Raw genomic sequence first — 18,682 nt, forward strand, 5'->3', positions numbered from 1 at the left:
GAGCATGCCGGGATGTCATCGCTCACCCACATCACCGCCCCCGAGGGCCTCGCGCCCGGGAACGGCTACAGCCATGTCGTCCTCGCGGAGGGCAAGTTCATCGCCGTCTCCGGCCAGGTGGCGCTCGACGCGGACGGCGAGGTCGTCGGTGCGGGCGACCCCGAGGCCCAGGCGGAGCAGGTGTTCGGCAATCTGCGGCGCTGCCTGGAGGCGGCCGGAGCCGGCTTCGGCGACGTCGTGAAGTTCACCTTCTTCGTGACCGACCTGGCCGTCATGCCCGCACTGCGTACCGTGCGCGACCGGCACCTCGACCCCGGGCGGCTCCCCGCGTGCAGCGCCGTGCAGGTCGCCGGCCTCGTACGGCCGGAACTGCTCATCGAGATCGAGGCGCTCGCCGTGTCCCCCGCCTGACCCTGGCCACCCCAGGCGCGGGGGCACGCCCACGCGCCGGCCGCGCAAGGACCGGGCGCCGGAGCACCGGTGGGAACGCCGGGCACAGACGCCGGGCACAGCGGGCTGCGGCGTCGTCAGCCGGCCGGATCCACACGCGGCGGGACGTCGTCGTTGCCGCGCCTGACCGTGCGCGACCGCCGCACGGGGTGCCAGGTACGGAGGACCATCTCCTCGCCCTCGATGGTGACGTGCACGACCTCCGCCACCACTGCCCGGAAGAGGTGGAACACGTCGGGCAGCTCTCCGTCCGGTGCACCGGCGGCCCAACGGGCGAGTCCGGCCGGATCCGTCACCTCCTCCGCGCGCCCGGAGACCCGGACGTCTCCCCCGCCCATTCCCGTTCCGGAACCGGGGTTGGCGAAGAGCGCGAAGCGAGTGTCCCGCCGCAGATCGAGTGCCTTCCGCGAGTTCGGCATCATCCCCAGCCACAGCTCGCCCGCCCGGAAGTCCGCTTCCAGCCCGGTCAGTCGCGGCGAGCCGTCGGCGCGCAGGGTGGCCAGGACGTGATGGCGGTACTGCCCGAACCGCCGGCGCACGGTACTCGCGAGGTCGGGCTCCACCTGTTCGAATCCAGCCCAGCTCGCACCGGGACCGGAGGGGGCTTCCGTGGCGGTGTGTGTCGTCGTCATGCGCCCACTCTGGCGAGGCAACCGGACACCTCCTGTCGGGTATCCGACGGCGGGCGGGGTGGGACGGCCGGGAAAAGGCAGTGCGGTCCCGGGGTCCGTGGGAGCACGCTCGGCACATGCATGTGCGGGAGATGACCGAGGACGATATCGAGGCCGTGGCGGAGGTGCGGGTGCGCGGCTGGCGGAGCGCGTACCGGGGGCTGGTGCCGCAGACGTATCTGGACGCGATGTCACCGGCGGCGGAGGCGGCGCGGCGGCGGCGCTTCTTCACGGCCGGCCGCGGAGTGGTGCGGAACCTGGTGGCCGCGGACGGGGCCGGAGGCGGGCAGGTCACGGGATGGGCGGCGGCCGGGCCCCGGCGCACCCATGGCGACACCCCGCGCCCCGGACCGCCCGGCGGTGACGAGGAGCTCTATGCGCTGTACGTCCACCCGGACCACATCGGCACCGGGGTGGGCCGGCTGCTCATGGCGGCGGTGCTGGAAGATGCCGCCGCGCGGGGCTGCCCGCGGATGTTCCTGTGGGTGCTGGAGGGCAACGCTCGTGCGCGCCGCTTCTACGAGCGGGCCGGCTTCGCCCCGGACGGGCACACCTCGGGGTTCGAGGTGGGAGGTGCGGAGGTCCCCGAGGTGCGCTACCTCACCGTCCTCGGCGGGGGCCGGGAGCCGGAAGCGGGGACCGGACGGCGGGACCACGGGTAGGTGTGCCGTCCGCGACAGTCCGGGCCGCCGGACACCGGGGCCGCCGGGGACACAGCCGGCCGGAGCGGGGTCCGGCCCCGGCCCGTGGCCGCTCAGCCGGGGATCCGCGCCAGAGCCGCCTTGGCGGAGGGGGACAGCCGGTGGTGCCGGGCCGCCGCTTCGAGGACGGGGATGGCGCGCCTGTCGCCCAGGGCTCCGAGGCCGACGACGCACGCCTCGGCGATCGGCCAGTAGTGCAGGGGCCCGATCAGGAGGCGCTGGAGCACGTTGATCAGGGTGGGCACCGACTCAGGGGCGCGCAGAGCCGTCAGCAGCCGGACCGGGTAGAGCGCGTAGGCGGTGCGCAGTTCGTTGGTGGCCAGGGCTGCAGCGGCTTTGGCCGTGCGGGGGTCGCGCAGCCGCTCCAGCGCCTGGGCGGCACTGGAGCAGCAGACCGGGTCCCGGTAGTTGAGCATGAAGACGAGGGTCTCGAAGGCCCTCCGGTCCCCCGCGCTGCCCAGCGCGAAGGCCGCGATCTCGCGGGCCCACAGGGGCCGTTCGCTCTCCACGAGTACGGCGGCGAGCTGGTCGCGCGCCTCCGTGCTGCGCTGCCTGGCCAACGTGACCAGGCGTGCGTACTCGACGGGCTCGGCCTCGGGCCGCACACGGTCGATCAGCGTTCGGAACGCGTCGGCCACTCCGGCTCCCCCTTCACGTGCTGAGTTCCCCAGCGGTGGAAGTGTTCCTACCCCTGGCTTTATGGTTACCCACGAGTTAAGGTGCTCATCAGAGCGGTATCCCCGCTCAGGCGGTTTGGTGACGCAGCCGCCGAGAGTGACGTCGGTTCGGCAGCGGACCCGGCACGCGCTGAAGCGCGTCGGAGCCGTACGGGCCGCCTCGTGACCGGGCCCCGGGACAGGGCCGCGCAGCGGGGCGTGACCGGTAACTCCCCTGCCCCGCGCGTACGTACGCCCGCGCGCCCGGTAGTGCACGAAACCCTCACCCTCATCACCCGTGCCCCTGCAAGGGCCAGTGTCACACCCTCTGGAGTCCCCTGATGGACCGTCCTCCCCTGCGCACGATCGCCGTCGTCGGCCTCGGCACGATGGGTACCGGCATCGCCGATATTCTCGCCCGCGCCGGGCGTGAGGTCATCGGCATCGACACGAACGAAGCAGCCGCTCGGCACGCCGTCGCCGCACTGGAGTCCTCCACGGCGCGCTCGGTGGAGCGCGAGCGGATGACGCAGAGCGAGCGCCGGGATGTACTGGCCCGGTTCCGCACCTTCACCGGCCTCGCGGCGGCTGCCGAGGCGGACCTGGTCATCGAGGTGGTGCCGGAGGACTACGACACCAAGTGCCAGGTGTTCGCCGAACTGGACACCGTCGTCAAGCCGGACACCGTCCTGGCCACCGGCACCAACGCGCTCTCCGTGACGCGGCTGGCGGCCGACTCCGACCGGCCGGAACGCGTGCTGGGGCTGCACTTCTTCAACCCGGCGCCCGCCATGAAGCTGGTGGAGATCGTCTCCTCGGTGCTCACCTCACCGCAGGCGATCACCGCGGTCACCGAGTTGGCCCGGGACCTGGGCAAGGATCCCATCGCTGTCGGTGACCGCCCCGGGTTCGTCGCCGACGGGCTGCTGTTCGGATATCTGAACCAGGCCGCCGCGATGTACGAGTCCCGCTACGCCACCCGCGAGGACATCGACTCCGCCATGCAACTGGGGTGCGGTCTGCCGATGGGCCCGTTGGCCCTCCTCGATCTGATCGGGATCGACACCGCACGCACCGTGCTGGCGGCGATGTACGAGCAGTCGCGCGACCGGCTGCACGCTCCCGCGCCGATCCTGCGGCAGTTGAGCGAGGCTGGGCTGACCGGCCGCAAGGCGGGCCGCGGCTTCTACACCTACGCGGCGCCCGGCAGCTCGGAGGTGCTGCCCGACGCGCTCACCCCCGACGCGGCGGCCGAACGCGCGCCGGGCCGCCCCGTCGCGGCGGTGGGTGTCGTGGGTTCGGGAACGATGGCCGGGGGTATCGCGGAGGTCTTCGCCAAGTCCGGCTACCCGACGGTGCTGGCGGCGCGCAGCGAGCAGAAGGCGGCGACCGCCAAGGAGCGCGTCGCCCGGTCGCTGGAGCGCTCGGTCCGCAAGGGCCGGATGACGGCCGAGGACCGGGACACCGCGCTGGCGCTGATCACCCCGGCCGGTTCGCTGGACGCGCTGGGTGAGGCCGACCTGGTGGTCGAGGCGGTGGCCGAGGACCTGGAGGTCAAGCGGCGGTTGTTCGAACGGCTGGACGCGGTCTGCAAGCAGGGGGCGGTGCTGGCCACCACCACCTCCTCGCTGCCCGTGGTGGCCTGCGCCCGCGCCACGGCCCGGCCGCAGGACGTCATGGGGATGCACTTCTTCAACCCGGCGCCGGCCATGAAGCTGGTGGAGGTGGTCAGCACGGTGCTGACCGACCCGCACGCCCACACCACCGTCCGCGAGGTGTGCCGGAAGGTCCGCAAGCACCCGGTGGACTGCGGCGACCGCGCGGGCTTCATCGTCAACGCGCTGCTCTTCCCCTACCTGAACAACGCCGTGAAGATGGTCCAGGAGCACTACGCCTCGCTGGACGACATCGACGCCGCGATGAAGCTCGGCGGGGGCTACCCGATGGGGCCCTTCGAGCTGCTGGACGTGGTGGGTCTGGACGTCTCGCTCGCGATCGAGCGGGTGCTGCACGAGGAGTTCCGCGACCCGGGGCTGGCGCCCGCACCGCTGCTGGAGCACCTGGTCGCCGCGGGCTGTCTGGGCCGGAAGACGGGGCGCGGCTTCCGCGAGTACGCACGCCGGTGACCGGCGGTATCGCCGGGTGGGGCGGGCTGTTGGAGCCGTCGGCCGGCGGCCTGCCCCACGGCCCGCCCCCCGACCCCGTCACGGCGTGTAGCGTTCACCACATGCCAGAGCCCGAGAAGAACTCCCGTACGACCGGCCAGCGTGCGAGCGGCGCCGCCACCCAGCGGCTGAGGGTGCGCCGTGAGTTGGCCGCCGCCGCCACGGAGCTCTTCGCCACGAAGGGTTACGAGGCCACCACGGTGGATGAGATCGCGGCCACCGCGGGGGTGGCGCGGCGCACGTTCTTCCGGCACTTCCGCTCCAAGGAAGAGGCGATCTTCCCGGACCACGACGACACCCTCGTGCGCGCGCAGGCCGTGCTGGAGGCCGCGCCCGCGCACGAGCATCCGCTGGACACGGTGTGCCGGGGCATCAAGGAAGTCATGAAGATGTACGCCGCCTCCCCCAAGGGCAGTGTCGAGCGGTACAAGCTCACCCGCGAGGTGCCCGCGCTGCGGGAGCGGGAGATCGCCTCGGTGGCGCGCTACGAGCGGCTGTTCACCCGCTATCTGCTGGGCCATTTCGACGAGGAGGCGCACCGCGACGGCGTCAGCGGCTACGACGAGCCGCTGCTCGCGGAGGTGGCCGCCTCGGCGGTGGTCACCGCGCACAACCATGTGCTGCGGCGCTGGCTGCGCTCGGGCGCCGAGGGTGACGTGATGACGCAGCTCGATCATGCCTTCGCGATCGTACGGCGGACGTTCGGCACCGGTTTCGGCGCGCACCGCCCGTCCGGCGAGCAGCCCGCGGCCTCCGTGGCGCGGCGGGACGAGGTGCTGGTGACCGTCGCGCGCACGGACGCACCCCTCGGGGAGATCATGTCCACCATCGAACGCGCGCTCTCCGGGGACTGACCGCCCGCCCCGCCCCGCGGACCCGGGGCGGCTGCGGGCCGGGCGTCGGGCCGGGCGTCGCCCGCGGAGAGGTTCCGCACCGCCTCCGCACGCCCGGTCGTCCGGCCCCGGCCCGCGGGCGAGGGAGTCGGGTGAATTGCGCCCGCGCACCGCCGCGCGTACCCGCCGCCGGGCCGCCGGGTGGAAACCATGGCGCGAAGGCGACGTGGAGGTGCGGCAGTGTCGGTGGCGCCGGGCGGGAAGAAGAACCCAAGGCAGTGGTTGCGGACCAAGTCCGTCGAAGAGTCGATCATCGACACGGACGACCCCGAGCAGGGGCTGCCCCGCTCGCTGTCGGCGCGCGACCTGACGGTCTTCGGCGTCGGTGTGATCATCGGCACCGGTATTTTCGTGCTGACGGGCCAGGTCGCCAGGACGACGTCCGGTCCGGCGGTGGCCCTCTCCTTCGCCGCGGCCGGGGTGGTGTGCACCCTCGCCGCGCTGTGCTACGCGGAGTTCGCCTCCACCGTGCCGGTGGCCGGTTCGGCCTACACCTTCGCGTACGCCTCGCTGGGTGAACTGCCCGCCTGGATCATCGGCTGGGACCTGGTGCTGGAACTGGCACTGGGCTGCGCGGTGGTGGCGGTCGGCTGGTCCGGCTACGTGCGGTCGCTGCTGGACAGCATCGGCTGGCAGCTTCCCGGCTGGCTCTCGGGCACCAGCGCCACCGGCGGCTTCGGCTTCGACCTGCTGGCCTGCGGCCTGGTACTGCTGCTGACGGGCATCCTGGTGGTGGGCATGAAGCTGTCGGCCCGGGTCACCTCCACCGTCGTGGCGATCAAGGTGGGGGTGGTGCTGCTGGTGATCGTCGCCGGGGCGTTCTTCGTCACGGCCGAGAACTACGATCCCTTCATCCCGCCCGCGCAGGGAACCGCTGACTCCACCTCCGGGTTCGCGGCACCGCTGATCCAGGTGATGTCCGGCTACGCGCCCACCACGTTCGGCGTGATGGGGATCTTCACCGGCGCCGCCGTCGTCTTCTTCGCGTTCATCGGATTCGACGTGGTGGCCACGACGGCCGAGGAGACCCGCAATCCGCAGCGCGACATGCCGCGCGGCATCCTGGGCTCGCTGATCGTCTGCACGGTGCTGTACATCGCGGTCTCGATCGTGGTCACCGGGATGCGCAAGTACACCGAGCTGACCGTGGACGCTCCGCTGGCCGACGCGTTCAAGGCCGTCGGCGAGCCGTTCTGGGCGGGGCTGATCAGTTTCGGTGCGGCGGTGGGGCTGACGACGGTGTGCATGATCCTGCTGCTGGGCCAGTCCCGGGTGTTCTTCGCGATGAGCCGGGACCGGCTGCTGCCGCCGCTGTTCGCCCGGGTGCACCCGCGATTCGGCACGCCCTACCGGTCGACGGTGCTGCTGGGGGTGCTCGTCGCCGTCGTGGCGGGTTTCGTCAGTCTCACGGAGCTGGCCGAGCTGGTGAACATCGGGACGCTCTTCGCGTTCGTGGTCGTGGCGATCGGGGTGATCATTCTGCGGCGCACCAGGCCGGATCTGCCGCGTGCCTTCCGCACGCCGCTGGTGCCGGCGCTGCCGATCGCCTCGGTACTGACCTCGCTGTGGCTGATGCTGAACCTGCCGTCGGAGACCTGGGCCCGGTTCGCCGCGTGGATGGCACTGGGGGCCGTGCTCTACGCGGGATACGGGCGGCGCCGCAGCCGGGTGCGGCGGGGGGACGAGCCGTCGGCGCACCAGGTGCCCTGACCTGCGAGGCAGGCCTATTTGATCGATCATCGCTCAGATGAGAACGATCCACGCCATGTGAGAATTCACGGCACGCGGTGTCTTGTGTGCTGGCACTGGGTGTCATACGTTGGCAGTAGTCCGGGCGCTGTCCCCGCGGCCGAAACCGTGTGCCCCGGACCGCTCGGCGTCACGAGCGACCGCGCGCACCCTCGCGCACCAGCAACAGCCGAACCGACGGCACTGCCTCATCACCGACGTCCCCCGACGGGGTTCCTCCGGCCGCAGCCGGAGGCGTCCCCACGCCACGCTCCACGCTTCGCCGGAGGCATACCGTGAACCAGATCCTCGACGCGATCCTCGCGTCCGACACCTCGCCGGACGACTTCGCCGCCCTGCCGCTGCCCGAGTCCTACCGGGCCGTGACCGTCCACAAGGACGAGGCCGGGATGTTCGAAGGGCTGGAGGCCCGGGACAAGGATCCGCGCAAGTCGCTGCACCTCGACGAGGTGCCCGTGCCCGAACTGGGCCCGGGCGAGGCCCTGGTGGCCGTGATGGCCTCCTCGGTCAACTACAACTCGGTCTGGACCTCGATCTTCGAGCCGCTGTCCACCTTCGGGTTCCTGGAGCGCTACGGCCGCGTCTCCCCGCTGGCGAAGCGGCACGACCTGCCGTACCACATCATCGGCTCCGACCTGGCGGGCGTCGTGCTGCGCACCGGCGTGGGGGTCAACTCCTGGAAGCCCGGCGACGAGGTGGTCGCACACTGCCTCTCCGTCGAACTGGAGTCGGCCGACGGCCACAACGACACGATGCTCGACCCGCAGCAGCGGATCTGGGGCTTCGAGACCAACTTCGGCGGGCTCGCCGAGATCGCGCTGGTCAAGTCCAACCAGCTGATGCCCAAGCCGGCCCACCTGAGCTGGGAGGAGGCAGCGGCCCCCGGCCTGGTCAACTCCACCGCCTACCGGCAGCTCGTCTCCCGCAACGGCGCCGGGATGAAGCAGGGCGACAACGTCCTCATCTGGGGTGCCAGCGGTGGACTGGGCTCGTACGCCACCCAGTTCGCGCTGGCCGGCGGGGCGAACCCGATCTGCGTGGTCTCCAGCGAGGACAAGGCCGAGATCTGCCGGCGGATGGGCGCCGAGGCCATCATCGACCGCAAGGCGGAGGACTACCGGTTCTGGAAGGACGAGCACAACCAGGACCCCAAGGAGTGGAAGCGGTTCGGCAAGCGCATCCGGGAACTGACCGGCGGCGAGGACGTGGACATCGTCTTCGAGCACCCGGGGCGGGAGACCTTCGGCGCGAGTGTCTACGTCACCCGCAAGGGCGGCACCATCGTCACCTGCGCCTCCACCTCCGGCTACGAGCACAGCTACGACAACCGGTACCTGTGGATGTCGCTGAAGCGGATCATCGGCTCGCACTTCGCCAACTACCGCGAGGCGTGGGAGGCCAACCGGCTGATAGCCAAGGGCAAGATCCACCCCACGCTCTCGAAGAGCTACCCGCTGGAGGAGACCGGGCAGGCGGCCTACGACGTGCACCGCAACCTGCACCAGGGCAAGGTCGGTGTCCTCGCGCTGGCGCCCGAGGAGGGACTGGGTGTGCGCGACCACGAGAAGCGGGCCCGGCACCTGGACGCCATCAACACCTTCCGCGACGCCGAAGGCGGGCGGACCGACGGGCACAGCCGGAACGCGTGAGGCCCCCGCGATGACTGATGAACGGGAGCCCAGGAAGCGCGACCGGCCCTGGCTGATGCGGACCTACGCCGGGCACTCCACGGCCGAGGCGTCCAACGAGCTGTACCGGCGCAACCTCGCCAAGGGCCAGACCGGGCTGTCCGTCGCCTTCGACCTGCCCACCCAGACCGGATACGACCCCGACCACGTGCTCGCCCGCGGCGAGGTCGGCCGGGTCGGGGTCCCGGTCTCCCACCTGGGCGACATGCGCAGGCTCTTCGACGGCATCCCGCTGGAGAAGACCAACACCTCCATGACCATCAACGCCACCGCCATGTGGCTGCTGGCGCTCTACCAGGTGGTCGCGGAGGAGCAGGGCGCCGACGTGTCGCAGCTCCAGGGCACCACGCAGAACGACATCGTCAAGGAATACCTCTCCCGCGGGACGCACGTCTTCCCGCCGGTGCCGTCGCTGCGGCTGACCACCGACATGATCGCCTACACGGTCGCCCGGCTGCCCAAATGGAACCCGGTCAACATCTGCAGCTACCACCTGCAGGAGGCCGGTGCCACGCCGGTGCAGGAGATCTCCTACGCGATGGCGACGGCGATCGCGGTGCTGGACGCGGTACGGGACAGCGGGCAGGTGCCGGCCGAGGAGTTCGGGCGGGTCGTGGCACGGATCTCGTTCTTCGTGAACGCGGGCGTCCGGTTCGTCGAGGAGATGTGCAAGATGCGGGCCTTCACCCGCATCTGGGACCGCGTCACCAGCGAGCGCTACGGCATCACCGACCCCAAGCAGCGCCGCTTCCGATACGGGGTGCAGGTCAACTCGCTGGGGCTGACCGAGGCGCAGCCGGAGAACAACGTCCAGCGCATCGTGCTGGAGATGCTGGCCGTGACCCTCTCCAAGGACGCTCGCGCCCGCGCCGTGCAGTTGCCCGCCTGGAACGAGGCACTGGGCCTGCCCCGCCCCTGGGATCAGCAGTGGTCGCTGCGGGTCCAGCAGGTGCTGGCGCACGAGAGCGACCTGCTGGAGTACGACGACATCTTCGCCGGCTCGCACGTGATCGAGGCCGAGGTGGACAGCCTGGTCGAGCAGTCACTGGCCGAGATGGCCCGGATCGAGGAGATGGGCGGGGCGATGGCCGCCGTCGAGTCCGGCTACCTCAAGTCGCAGCTCGTCGCCTCGCACGCGGAGCGCCGCGCCCGGATCGAGTCGGGCGAGGAGAAGATCGTCGGCGTCAACTGCTACGAGGCCACGGAGCCTAGCCCGCTCACCGCGGACCTGGACACCGCCATCCTGACGGTGGACCCGGCCGGCGAGGCGGCGACCGTGGAGGCCGTCAAGCACTGGCGGGAGACCCGGGACGAGCCGTTCTGGCGCGAGGGGGCCCGGGAGCCCGGCCTGCACCCCAGCGCGGAGCAGGCCCTCGCCGCCCTGCGGGAGGCCGCTGCCGGTGACACCAACCTGATGGAGGCGACCCTGGAGTGCGCTCGCGCCGGGGTCACCACCGGGGAGTGGGCGGGCGCTCTGCGCGAGGTGTTCGGCGAGTTCCGGGCACCGACCGGGGTGAGTTCGGCGCCGGTGGCGGTGAGCGCCGAGGAGGGCTCGGAACTGGCAGCGGTACGGCGGAACGCGGCGGACACCGCTGCGGAGCTGGGGGTCGGCAAGCTGCGGCTGCTGGTGGGCAAGCCCGGTCTGGACGGCCACAGCAACGGCGCCGAGCAGATCGCCGTACGGGCCCGGGACGCGGGCTTCGAGGTGGTCTACCAAGGCATCAGGCTCACGCCGGAGGAGATCGTCGCGGCGGCCCTCGCCGAGGACGTGCACTGCGTGGGCCTGTCCATCCTCTCCGGCTCGCACGCCGAACTGGTGCCGGACGTGCTGGAGCGGATGCGGAAGGCGGGCGCGGCCGATGTCCCCGTGGTCGTGGGCGGGATCATCCCGTCGGCGGACGCGCGGACGCTGCGCGAGGCGGGGGTCGCCGCCGTCTTCACCCCGAAGGACTTCGGGATCACCGGGATCATCGGCCGTATCGTCGACGAGATCCGCAGTCAGCACAAGCTCCCGACGCGCGACCAGCGCAGTGAGCGCGATCAGCGAGAACCACTGGAGGTCACCTCGTGAACAGCGACAACCGGCAGCGAGCGCTCCGCCCGCGCCGTTCCTGCCTGGCGGTGCCGGGCAGCAACCCGCGGTTCCTGGAGAAGGCCCAGGGCCTCCCCGCCGACCAGGTCTTCCTGGACCTGGAGGACGCCTGTGCCCCGCTGGCCAAGCCGGAGGCGCGGCACACCATCGTGAAGTTCCTCAACGAGGGCGACTGGAGCGGCAAGACCCGCGTCGTGCGGGTCAACGACTGGACCACGGAGTGGACCTACCGCGACGTGGTGACCGTCGTGGAGGGCGCCGGCGCGAACCTGGACTGCGTGATGCTGCCCAAGGTGCAGGACGCGGCGCAGGTGCGGGCGCTGGACATGCTGCTGACGCAGATCGAGAAGACGGTCGGCCTGGAGGTCGGCGGGATCGGCATCGAGGCGCAGATCGAGAACGCCAAGGGCCTGGTGAACGTCGACGAGATCGCCGCGGCCTCGCCGCGGATGGAGACCATCGTCTTCGGGCCGGCCGACTTCATGGCGTCCATCAACATGAAGTCGCTGGTCGTGGGCGAGCAGCCGCCCGGCTATCCGGCCGACGCCTACCACTACATCCTGATGCGGATCCTGATGGCGGCCCGCACCCACGACCTCCAGGCGATCGACGGGCCCTACCTGCAGATCCGCGACGTGGACGGCTACCGGGAGGTGGCCCGGCGGGCCGCGGCACTGGGCTTCGACGGCAAGTGGGTGCTGCACCCGGGCCAGGTCGAGGCGTCCAACGAGATCTTCTCGCCCTCCCAGGAGGACTACGACCACGCGGAGATGATCCTGGACGCGTACGAATACTGCACCTCCGAGGCCGGTGGCAAGAAGGGCTCGGCGATGCTCGGCGACGAGATGATCGACGAGGCCAGCCGCAAGATGGCGCTGGTCATCTCCGGCAAGGGCCGCGCGGCCGGCATGCGGCGCACCACTTCCTTCACCCCTCCGGAGGGCTGAGCCATGCAGTTCGGACGCACCTACGAGGAATTCACGGTCGGCGACGTCTACAAGCACTGGCCGGGCAAGACGGTCACCGAGTACGACGACCACATGTTCTGCCTGCTGACCATGAACCACCACCCGCTGCACCTGGACAGCCACTACGCCGAGTCGACCACCGACTTCGGCCGGAACGTGGTGGTGGGCAACTACATCTACTCGCTGCTGCTGGGGATGTCGGTACCGGACGTGTCGGGGAAGGCCATCGCCAACCTGGAGATCGAGTCGCTCAGGCACGTGGCTCCGACCTTCCACGGCGACACGGTCTACGGCGAGACGACGGTGCTGGACAAGACGCCGTCCAGGTCGAAGAACGACCGCGGGATCGTGCACGTCGAGACCAGGGGCTACAAGCAGGACGGCACCCTGGTCTGCGTCTTCCGGCGCAAGGTGATGGTGCCCACCGAGACGTACGTCAAGGAGCGCGGCGGGGAGCAGCCGGGCCGCCCCGAGCTGCGGGAGCCGGCGCCGAAGGGCGGTAGGTGAGATGGGCCGGCTGGCGCAGACCGAGGGTCTGACGGAGATACAGCGGGAGATCCTCTCGACGGTGCGCAGCTTCGTCGACAAGGAGATCCTGCCCGTCGCCACGGAGCTGGAGCACAAGGACGAGTACCCCACCGAGATCGTGGAGGGGCTCAAGGAGCTGGGGATCTTCGGTCTGATGATCCCCGAGGAGTACGGCGGGCTGGGTGAGTCGCTGCTCACCTACGCGCTGTGCGTCGAGGAGATCGCCCGCGGCTGGATGAGCGTGTCGGGCATCATCAACACGCACTTCATCGTGGCCTACATGCTCAAGCAGCACGGGACGCAGGAGCAGAAGGACCACTTCCTGCCGAGGATGGCCACCGGTGAGATCCGCGGCGCCTTCTCGATGTCGGAGCCGGGGCTGGGCTCGGATGTCTCGGCCATCACCTCGAAGGGGTCGCCCGCAGCGGACGGTTCCGGGGACTTCCTGCTGAACGGCCAGAAGATGTGGCTGACCAACGGGGGCTCCGCCACCCTGGTGGCGGTGCTGTGCCGGACGGACGAGGGCCATCCGGAGGGAACCGCTCCACACAAGTCGATGACGACGTTCCTGGTGGAGAAGGAGCCCGGTTTCGGCCAGGTCAAGCCCGGGCTCACCATCCCCGGCAAGATCGACAAAATGGGCTACAAAGGCGTCGACACCACCGAGCTGGTCATGGACGACCTGCGCGTTCCGGCCGACCGCGTGCTCGGCGGCGCGACCGGGCGCGGCTTCTACCAGATGATGGACGGGGTGGAGGTCGGCCGGGTGAATGTGGCGGCGCGTGGCTGCGGCGTCGCACAGCGTGCGTTCGAGCTCGGTATCGACTACGCACAGCAGCGCCATACGTTTGGGAAGCCCATCGCCGGGCATCAGGCCATTCAGTTCAAACTCGCCGACATGGCCACGAAGGTCGAGGCGGCACACGCCCTGATGGTGGGCGCCGCGCGCAAGAAGGACTCCGGCCAACGCAACGACCTGGAAGCGGGAATGGCGAAATATCTCGCCTCCGAGTACTGCAAGGAGGTCGTGGAGGACGCCTTCCGTATCCACGGCGGGTACGGTTTCAGCAAGGAATACGAGATCGAGCGACTCTACCGGGAGGCGCCGATGCTCCTGATCGGCGAAGGAACCGCGGAGATCCAGAAAATGATCGTGGGTCGACGGCTCCTGGAGGAGTATCGCAGCCAGGGCTGAATGTCCTTTTCGGGGTGTTTTCTTGACTTTCAAGATCACACCCCGAACCGGGACATCGGCCACGGACTGGCTGGCCGGCTTGCCCAGTTGCCATCAGAAACCGATAGCATCCCGGGAAAGCCGCCGTCCCCCTGTCACCTACGCGGCTCCCTCCGCTACGAAGGTCATTCATGCCCCACAGCCCAACCACCACACCCAGCGGCTCTCCCTCGTCCGGCCCGGACGGCTCCGGCACCCCCGGCGGACCCGGGGTCCGCCTCGCGCGCGGTGCGTCGCCGTGGCTCGCGCCGACCGTCGCGACGGCGGCACTCAGCCTGGTACGCGCCCGCAGGTCGAAGCGCGCCGCGCTGGTCGCCGTACCCGCGACGGCGCTCGCCGCCGGGATGCTGTGGTTCTTCCGGGACCCGGAGCGGGAGATCGGCCAGGGCCGGGTGATCTCCCCGGCCGACGGCGTGGTGCAGAGCATCATGCCGTGGCAGGACGGCCGTACCCGCGTCGCCATCTTCATGAGCCCGCTGAACGTCCACGTCAACCGCGCGCCGCTGGCGGGCACGGTGACGTCCGTCGAGCACATCCCCGGCGGCTTCGTTCCGGCGTTCAACAAGGAGAGCGAGAACAACGAGCGCGTCGTCTGGCACTTCGAGACCGAGCTGGGCGACATCGAGATGGTCCAGATCGCCGGCGCCGTAGCCCGGCGGATCGTTCCGTACGTGCCCAGTGGTGCCAAGGTCGAGCAGGGTGAGCGCCTCGGGCTGATCAGGTTCGGCTCCCGCGTGGACGTCTACCTTCCCAAGGGTGTCGAGACGGCCGTGGAGGTCGGTCAGACCACGACAGCGGGGGTGACTCGCCTTGACCGTGATTGATCCCGACGCCCAGGCCGCCTGGGGCCCCGGAGCCGAGCGCTCCACGGACCGCGACGGCTACCCGCGCTACGCCGAGTACGCCGAATACGCCGACGAGGACTACGCGGACGACGCCGACGACGAGATGCCGCTGTCGACCCGGCTGTCCATCGCGGACACCCTCACGCTGGGCAACGCGACCTGCGGCTTCATGGCGGTGTACTTCACCACCACCGGCGTCCTCATCCCGCATCTGACGGGCAGCGAGGACGGCGGCATGGCCCGGCACAGCGCCGCCACCGCCGTGGTCCTGATGCTGATGGCCGCCGTCTTCGACCTGTTCGACGGCCTGGTCGCGCGCAAGCTGCGCAGCTCGGCCATGGGCGCCGAGCTGGACAACCTCTCCGACCTGATCAGCTTCGGACTGGCACCGGCCTACTTCGTCGCCGTCTGGGGCATGGTGGCCAACGACGCGCACCAGCGGATCTCCGTGGTCGCCGCGATCGTGGTCCTGCTGGCGGTGGTGCTGCGGCTTGCCCGGTTCTCCTGCGTGCCCATGCGGAACGGAATGTTCCAGGGCATGCCGGGGCCGTTCGGCGCTCTCACCGTCGTCTCCGTGGTGCTGCTGGAGCTGCCCTTCGTCCCGACGGCGCTCGGCATCCTGGGGGTCGCCTGGCTGATGGTCAGCCGCGTCGAGTACCCCAAGCCACGAGGCAGGCTCGCGGTGGCCATGCTGTGCTGGATCGTCCTGAGCATGGGGCTGCTGGCCTCCTGGGCGTTCGACGCGCCCGGGGGCGAGCTGCTCCTGCAGACCGGCTGCGCCCTCCAGGTCGTTCTCGGCGCGGTGATTCCGCTGTTCGCCACGGCCCGCCGGGTCAACGCCTTCCGCGACAACCGCCGCGAAGCGCGGGCCGCCGCGCAGGGCTGACCGGCTGCCGCCGGGGGCTGACAGGGCCCCTTCCCCAGGGACGACGCCCGTGAGGGGCCCGCCAGAAGTGGCGGGCCCCTCACGCGTGTGCCGGGCCCTTCCGGCCTCCCCGGGTCTTTCCGGCCCACCCGCGCCCCTCCGGCTTCCCTCCAGGCTCTTCGGGCACCGTCCCGTCGGCTGCGGGGGCCTGGCACCGGCCCGGCCGGGCTTCCGCGCCCCCGAGGGCCCCGTGCGCGCCCGCAGGCCGGCAGGGGGGCGCTACGGCGCCGTACCGGCGCCGACGTCCGCCCAGGAGGCTGCCGGCGGCCTTCGGCGACCTCCCGACGGGGCACCGACAGTGGTCCGGGCACTCCCCAAAACGCTGCCGCCGCCCGGCGCCGGCCCGGGGCCGGTGCTACAGGCGGTCGGCCGCGAGGCGTTCGCCGAGGGTCTCCAGCAGGGGACCGGCCTCGGCGATGCAGCGCTCGACGTCGGACTCGAGATCCGTGAGCGCGTACGCCTTCTCGATTCCGGCGGCGGCCAGCTCCTTCTTCCCGATGGCGACCCGGCCGCAGACGGCGACCACCGGCTTCCCCGCGTCGCGGGCCGCCGCGGCGACGCCGGCGGGTGCCTTCCCGTGCAGCGTCTGCTCGTCCAGCGAGCCCTCCCCCGTGACCACCAGGGAGGCACGCCCAATGGCGGCCTCGACGCCGAGCTCCTCCATCAGGATCTCGATGCCGGGCCGGAACCGGGCACGCAGCCCGACGAGCGCGCCGAACCCGATGCCGCCCGCGGCTCCGGCCCCGGGCGAGGCGGCGGCCTCCTGCTCGCCGAGGGTCTCGGCGAGGTGGGCGAGTGCGGCGTCCAGCAGCTTCACGTCCTCGTCGGTGGCGCCCTTCTGCGGGCCGTAGACCGCTGCGGCGCCCTTCGGGCCGGTCAGCGGGTTGTCGACGTCGCTGGCCAGAACGACCTCGACGTTCTTCAGCCGCGGATCCATTCCGGACAGGTCGGCGGAGACGAGTTCGCGCAGCCCTCCGCCGCCCCACGGGATGGAGTCGCCGTCCTGGTCGAGCAGCCGGGCCCCCAGCGCGTCGAGCATCCCGGCACCGCCGTCGGTGGTCGCGGAGCCGCCGACGCCGAAGATGATCGTGGTCGCGCCCGCCTCGATGGCGGCCAGCAGCAGCTCACCGGCGCCGTAGGTGGTGGCCGTCAGCGGTACGAAGACCCCGGGCGGCAGGTGCTGGAGCCCGGCCGCCTCGGCCATCTCCACGACCGCGGTGCCCTCGCGGAGCGCGAAGGCGGCCGTGACGGAGGCGCCGAGGGGCCCGGTCACCTCGACCTCGTGGCGGGCGAAGCCGTTGGCGACCGCCGCCGCGACGGTGCCGTCGCCGCCGTCGGCCACGGGCAGAGCCTCGACGTCCACCTCCGGGCGCGCTTTCCGGATGCCCGCCGTGAGATGCTCTGCGACCTCGACGGCCGTCAGCGATCCCTTGAACTTGTCCGCGGCGATCAGCACGCGCGCCGATGTGGTTCGCGCCGTCGTTGTCATGGTTCTGCCCCTGGGTCTCTCTGTTGTTCGAACAGGCAGTCGCGCCTTGGGGACCCTATCTTTCCGACGCCTCTCCCGACCATGGCGCCATGGCCGCAGGGGCGCGTCCCCTCCGCCGCGCACGCGCCGCACCGCACCCTACGCGCCGCGCGGCCGGTCGCCGTACGGTCCCCGGCTCACCGCTCCCGGCGGAGGCGGCGCCACACGGCGCGGGCGGCGTGATGGCCCGCCATCCCGTGCACCCCGGGGCCGGGCGGCGCCGCGGAGGAGCACAGATAGACGGACGGGTGCGCGGTCTCGTACGGGACACGCTTGAGCTTGGGCCGGATCAACAGCCGCAGTCCGGCGGCCGACCCGCAGGAGATGTCACCGCCGACGTAGTTGGCGTTGCGGGCGGCGAGCTGCGGCGGCCCGGCGGCGGCCCGGGCCAGCACCCGGTCGCGGAACCCCGGCGCGAAGCGCTCGATCTGGCGTTCCACTGCCTCGGTCGCGTCCCCCTGCCAGTTGTTGGGCAGATGGCCGTACGCCCAGAAGACGTGCTTGCCCTCGGGGGCCCGGGTGGGGTCGGTCAGGCTGGGCTGGGCGGTGATCAGGAAGGGCCGCTCGGGGGCGCGGCCGCGCACCACGGCGTCGCGCAGCGCGGTGTCGATGTCCCCCAGGGTCGGCCCGATGTGCACCGTCCCGGCCCGGGCCGCGTCCGGAGAAGTCCACGGGACGGGCCCGTCCAGGGCGTAGTCGAGCTTGAAGACGCCGGCGCCGTAGCGGACCGAGTCGTAGGCGCTGCCCAGTCCGGCGATCCGGGCGAGCGCGGTCGGCGAGGTGTCGAAGACGTAGGCGCGGGCGGGCGGCAGCTCGTCCAGGCGCTTGACCTCGGTGCCGGTGTGGATGGTGCCCCCCAGCGCCCGCAGGTATCCGGCCAGCGCGTCGGAGATCGCCTGCGAGCCGCCGCGCGGGAACGGCCAGCCGACCGCGTGCGCGGCGAGCGCGAAGACCAGGGCGGGAGCTGTCATGAACAGGTTGCTCAGGGGTGCGATGACGTGGCCGGCCATGCCCGCCAGCAGCGCCCGCGCCTTCTCGTCCCGGAAGCGGGCCCTGGCCCAGGTGACCGGCTGCAGCCCGGTCAGCCCGAACCGCACGAGCTGGAGCGGATCGGTGGGGAAGCGGCCGTTGAAGGCGGAGCCGTAGCCGAGGAAGTCCTCCGCCAGGCTGTCCCACCGGCCGAGGTAGGGCCCGACCAGGCGACGGTAGGCGCCCGCGTCGCGCGGGCCGAGGGAGGCCGCCGTCTCCCCCACCGACCGGGCCAGCACGGCGGCGGTACCGTCCGGGAACGGGTGTGCCAGCGGGAGTTCGGGATGCAGCCACTCCAGCCCGTACCGCTTCAGTGGCATCGAGCCGAAGGCGGGTGACCCGGCGCCGGTGGGGTGGACGGCCGAGCAGGGGTCGTGCCGGAAGCCCGGCAGCGTCAGCTCCTCGGTACGGGCGCCGCCGCCGACGGTGCCGCCCGCTTCGAACACCTCGACCCGGAAGCCGCGCCGGGCCAGTTCCACGGCTGCCGTCAGCCCGTTGGGGCCGGCTCCCACGACCACCGCGTCCCGGATCGATGGCACTTGCGGCTCCCCTCGCCCGGC

At 71.5% G+C, this 18,682-nt stretch carries 16 protein-coding genes; 12 read left to right on the top strand and 4 right to left on the bottom strand.

All coding sequences use genetic code 11. From position 1 onward, the window contains the following. The first annotated feature begins 12 nt into the window (after positions 1-12). Complete coding sequence (locus P2424_RS20240) at positions 13-411, top strand: RidA family protein (RefSeq protein ID WP_276477172.1); 399 nt, start codon at positions 13-15, stop codon at positions 409-411. 116 nt (positions 412-527) lie between these two features. Here P2424_RS20240 and P2424_RS20245 read toward each other — a convergent pair whose 3' ends face one another. Continuing rightward, entirely contained in the window at positions 528-1,082 is a 555-nt protein-coding gene (locus tag P2424_RS20245) for a pyridoxamine 5'-phosphate oxidase family protein (protein WP_276477173.1), read from the bottom strand. A 131-nt stretch (positions 1,083-1,213) separates the two neighbouring features. Between P2424_RS20245 and P2424_RS20250 the strand changes: the two genes are divergently transcribed. Further along, complete coding sequence (locus P2424_RS20250; protein ID WP_276477174.1) at positions 1,214-1,783, top strand: GNAT family N-acetyltransferase; 570 nt, start codon at positions 1,214-1,216, stop codon at positions 1,781-1,783. 92 nt (positions 1,784-1,875) lie between these two features. On the opposite strand, the gene P2424_RS20255 is transcribed toward P2424_RS20250, so the two are convergent. Further along, entirely contained in the window at positions 1,876-2,460 is a 585-nt protein-coding gene (locus P2424_RS20255) for a HEAT repeat domain-containing protein (RefSeq protein ID WP_276477175.1), read from the bottom strand. 359 nt (positions 2,461-2,819) lie between these two features. Here P2424_RS20255 and P2424_RS20260 point away from each other — a divergent pair, with 359 nt between their 5' ends. From P2424_RS20260 to pssA, 10 genes are all read left to right on the top strand, one after another. Further along, positions 2,820-4,604 (top strand): 3-hydroxyacyl-CoA dehydrogenase, encoded by a 1,785-nt coding sequence (locus P2424_RS20260; protein WP_276477176.1) that lies wholly within the window; start codon positions 2,820-2,822, stop codon positions 4,602-4,604. Between the two features lie 101 nt (positions 4,605-4,705). Further along, on the top strand, positions 4,706-5,497 hold the full coding sequence (locus tag P2424_RS20265) for a TetR family transcriptional regulator (RefSeq protein WP_276477177.1): 792 nt from the start codon (positions 4,706-4,708) through the stop codon (positions 5,495-5,497). 219 nt (positions 5,498-5,716) lie between these two features. Then, entirely contained in the window at positions 5,717-7,246 is a 1,530-nt protein-coding gene (locus tag P2424_RS20270; RefSeq protein WP_276477178.1) for an amino acid permease, read from the top strand. Positions 7,247-7,560: 314 nt separating this feature from the next. After that, positions 7,561-8,934: a crotonyl-CoA carboxylase/reductase gene (ccrA, locus tag P2424_RS20275; protein WP_276477179.1), complete on the top strand. Its 1,374-nt coding sequence runs from the start codon at positions 7,561-7,563 to the stop codon at positions 8,932-8,934. Positions 8,935-8,944: 10 nt separating this feature from the next. After that, positions 8,945-11,044 (top strand): protein meaA, encoded by a 2,100-nt coding sequence (locus P2424_RS20280; RefSeq protein WP_276477180.1) that lies wholly within the window; start codon positions 8,945-8,947, stop codon positions 11,042-11,044. Continuing rightward, positions 11,041-12,012, top strand: coding sequence for a CoA ester lyase (locus tag P2424_RS20285; RefSeq protein WP_276477181.1), 972 nt, complete (start codon positions 11,041-11,043; stop codon positions 12,010-12,012). The genes P2424_RS20280 and P2424_RS20285 overlap by 4 nt, the downstream gene beginning before the upstream one ends. A gap of 3 nt (positions 12,013-12,015) precedes the next feature. Next, positions 12,016-12,540 carry a MaoC family dehydratase gene (locus tag P2424_RS20290; protein ID WP_276477182.1) on the top strand — a complete coding sequence of 175 codons (525 nt, stop codon included), beginning with the start codon at positions 12,016-12,018 and terminating at the stop codon, positions 12,538-12,540. Between the two features lies 1 nt (position 12,541). Then, positions 12,542-13,756: an acyl-CoA dehydrogenase family protein gene (locus P2424_RS20295; protein ID WP_276477183.1), complete on the top strand. Its 1,215-nt coding sequence runs from the start codon at positions 12,542-12,544 to the stop codon at positions 13,754-13,756. A 170-nt stretch (positions 13,757-13,926) separates the two neighbouring features. After that, on the top strand, positions 13,927-14,619 hold the full coding sequence (locus tag P2424_RS20300) for a phosphatidylserine decarboxylase (RefSeq protein WP_276477184.1): 693 nt from the start codon (positions 13,927-13,929) through the stop codon (positions 14,617-14,619). Further along, positions 14,606-15,526 carry a CDP-diacylglycerol--serine O-phosphatidyltransferase gene (gene pssA, locus P2424_RS20305; protein WP_276477185.1) on the top strand — a complete coding sequence of 307 codons (921 nt, stop codon included), beginning with the start codon at positions 14,606-14,608 and terminating at the stop codon, positions 15,524-15,526. The genes P2424_RS20300 and pssA overlap by 14 nt, the downstream gene beginning before the upstream one ends. Positions 15,527-15,920: 394 nt before the next feature. Here pssA and P2424_RS20310 read toward each other — a convergent pair whose 3' ends face one another. Both P2424_RS20310 and P2424_RS20315 read right to left on the bottom strand, forming a co-directional pair. Then, entirely contained in the window at positions 15,921-17,054 is a 1,134-nt protein-coding gene (locus tag P2424_RS20310) for a glycerate kinase (protein ID WP_276477186.1), read from the bottom strand. Positions 17,055-17,230: 176 nt separating this feature from the next. Next, complete coding sequence (locus tag P2424_RS20315; RefSeq protein ID WP_276477187.1) at positions 17,231-18,661, bottom strand: NAD(P)/FAD-dependent oxidoreductase; 1,431 nt, start codon at positions 18,659-18,661, stop codon at positions 17,231-17,233. Positions 18,662-18,682 lie beyond the last annotated feature (21 nt).

The organism is Streptomyces sp. WMMB303, from assembly GCF_029351045.1.
Classification (GTDB): Bacteria; Actinomycetota; Actinomycetes; order Streptomycetales; family Streptomycetaceae; genus Streptomyces.

Excerpts from the sequence above, each read along its gene's own strand:
- P2424_RS20240 (WP_276477172.1), top strand. The coding sequence starts at position 13 with ATGTCATCGCTCACCCACATCACCGCCCCCGAGGGCCTCGCGCCCGGG.
- P2424_RS20245 (WP_276477173.1), bottom strand. The coding sequence starts at position 1,082 with ATGACGACGACACACACCGCCACGGAAGCCCCCTCCGGTCCCGGTGCG.
- P2424_RS20250 (WP_276477174.1), top strand. The coding sequence starts at position 1,214 with ATGACCGAGGACGATATCGAGGCCGTGGCGGAGGTGCGGGTGCGCGGC.
- P2424_RS20260 (WP_276477176.1), top strand. The coding sequence starts at position 2,820 with ATGGACCGTCCTCCCCTGCGCACGATCGCCGTCGTCGGCCTCGGCACG.
- P2424_RS20265 (WP_276477177.1), top strand. The coding sequence starts at position 4,706 with ATGCCAGAGCCCGAGAAGAACTCCCGTACGACCGGCCAGCGTGCGAGC.
- P2424_RS20280 (WP_276477180.1), top strand. The coding sequence starts at position 8,945 with ATGACTGATGAACGGGAGCCCAGGAAGCGCGACCGGCCCTGGCTGATG.
- P2424_RS20290 (WP_276477182.1), top strand. The coding sequence starts at position 12,016 with ATGCAGTTCGGACGCACCTACGAGGAATTCACGGTCGGCGACGTCTAC.
- P2424_RS20295 (WP_276477183.1), top strand. The coding sequence starts at position 12,542 with ATGGGCCGGCTGGCGCAGACCGAGGGTCTGACGGAGATACAGCGGGAG.
- P2424_RS20300 (WP_276477184.1), top strand. The coding sequence starts at position 13,927 with ATGCCCCACAGCCCAACCACCACACCCAGCGGCTCTCCCTCGTCCGGC.
- P2424_RS20310 (WP_276477186.1), bottom strand. The coding sequence starts at position 17,054 with ATGACAACGACGGCGCGAACCACATCGGCGCGCGTGCTGATCGCCGCG.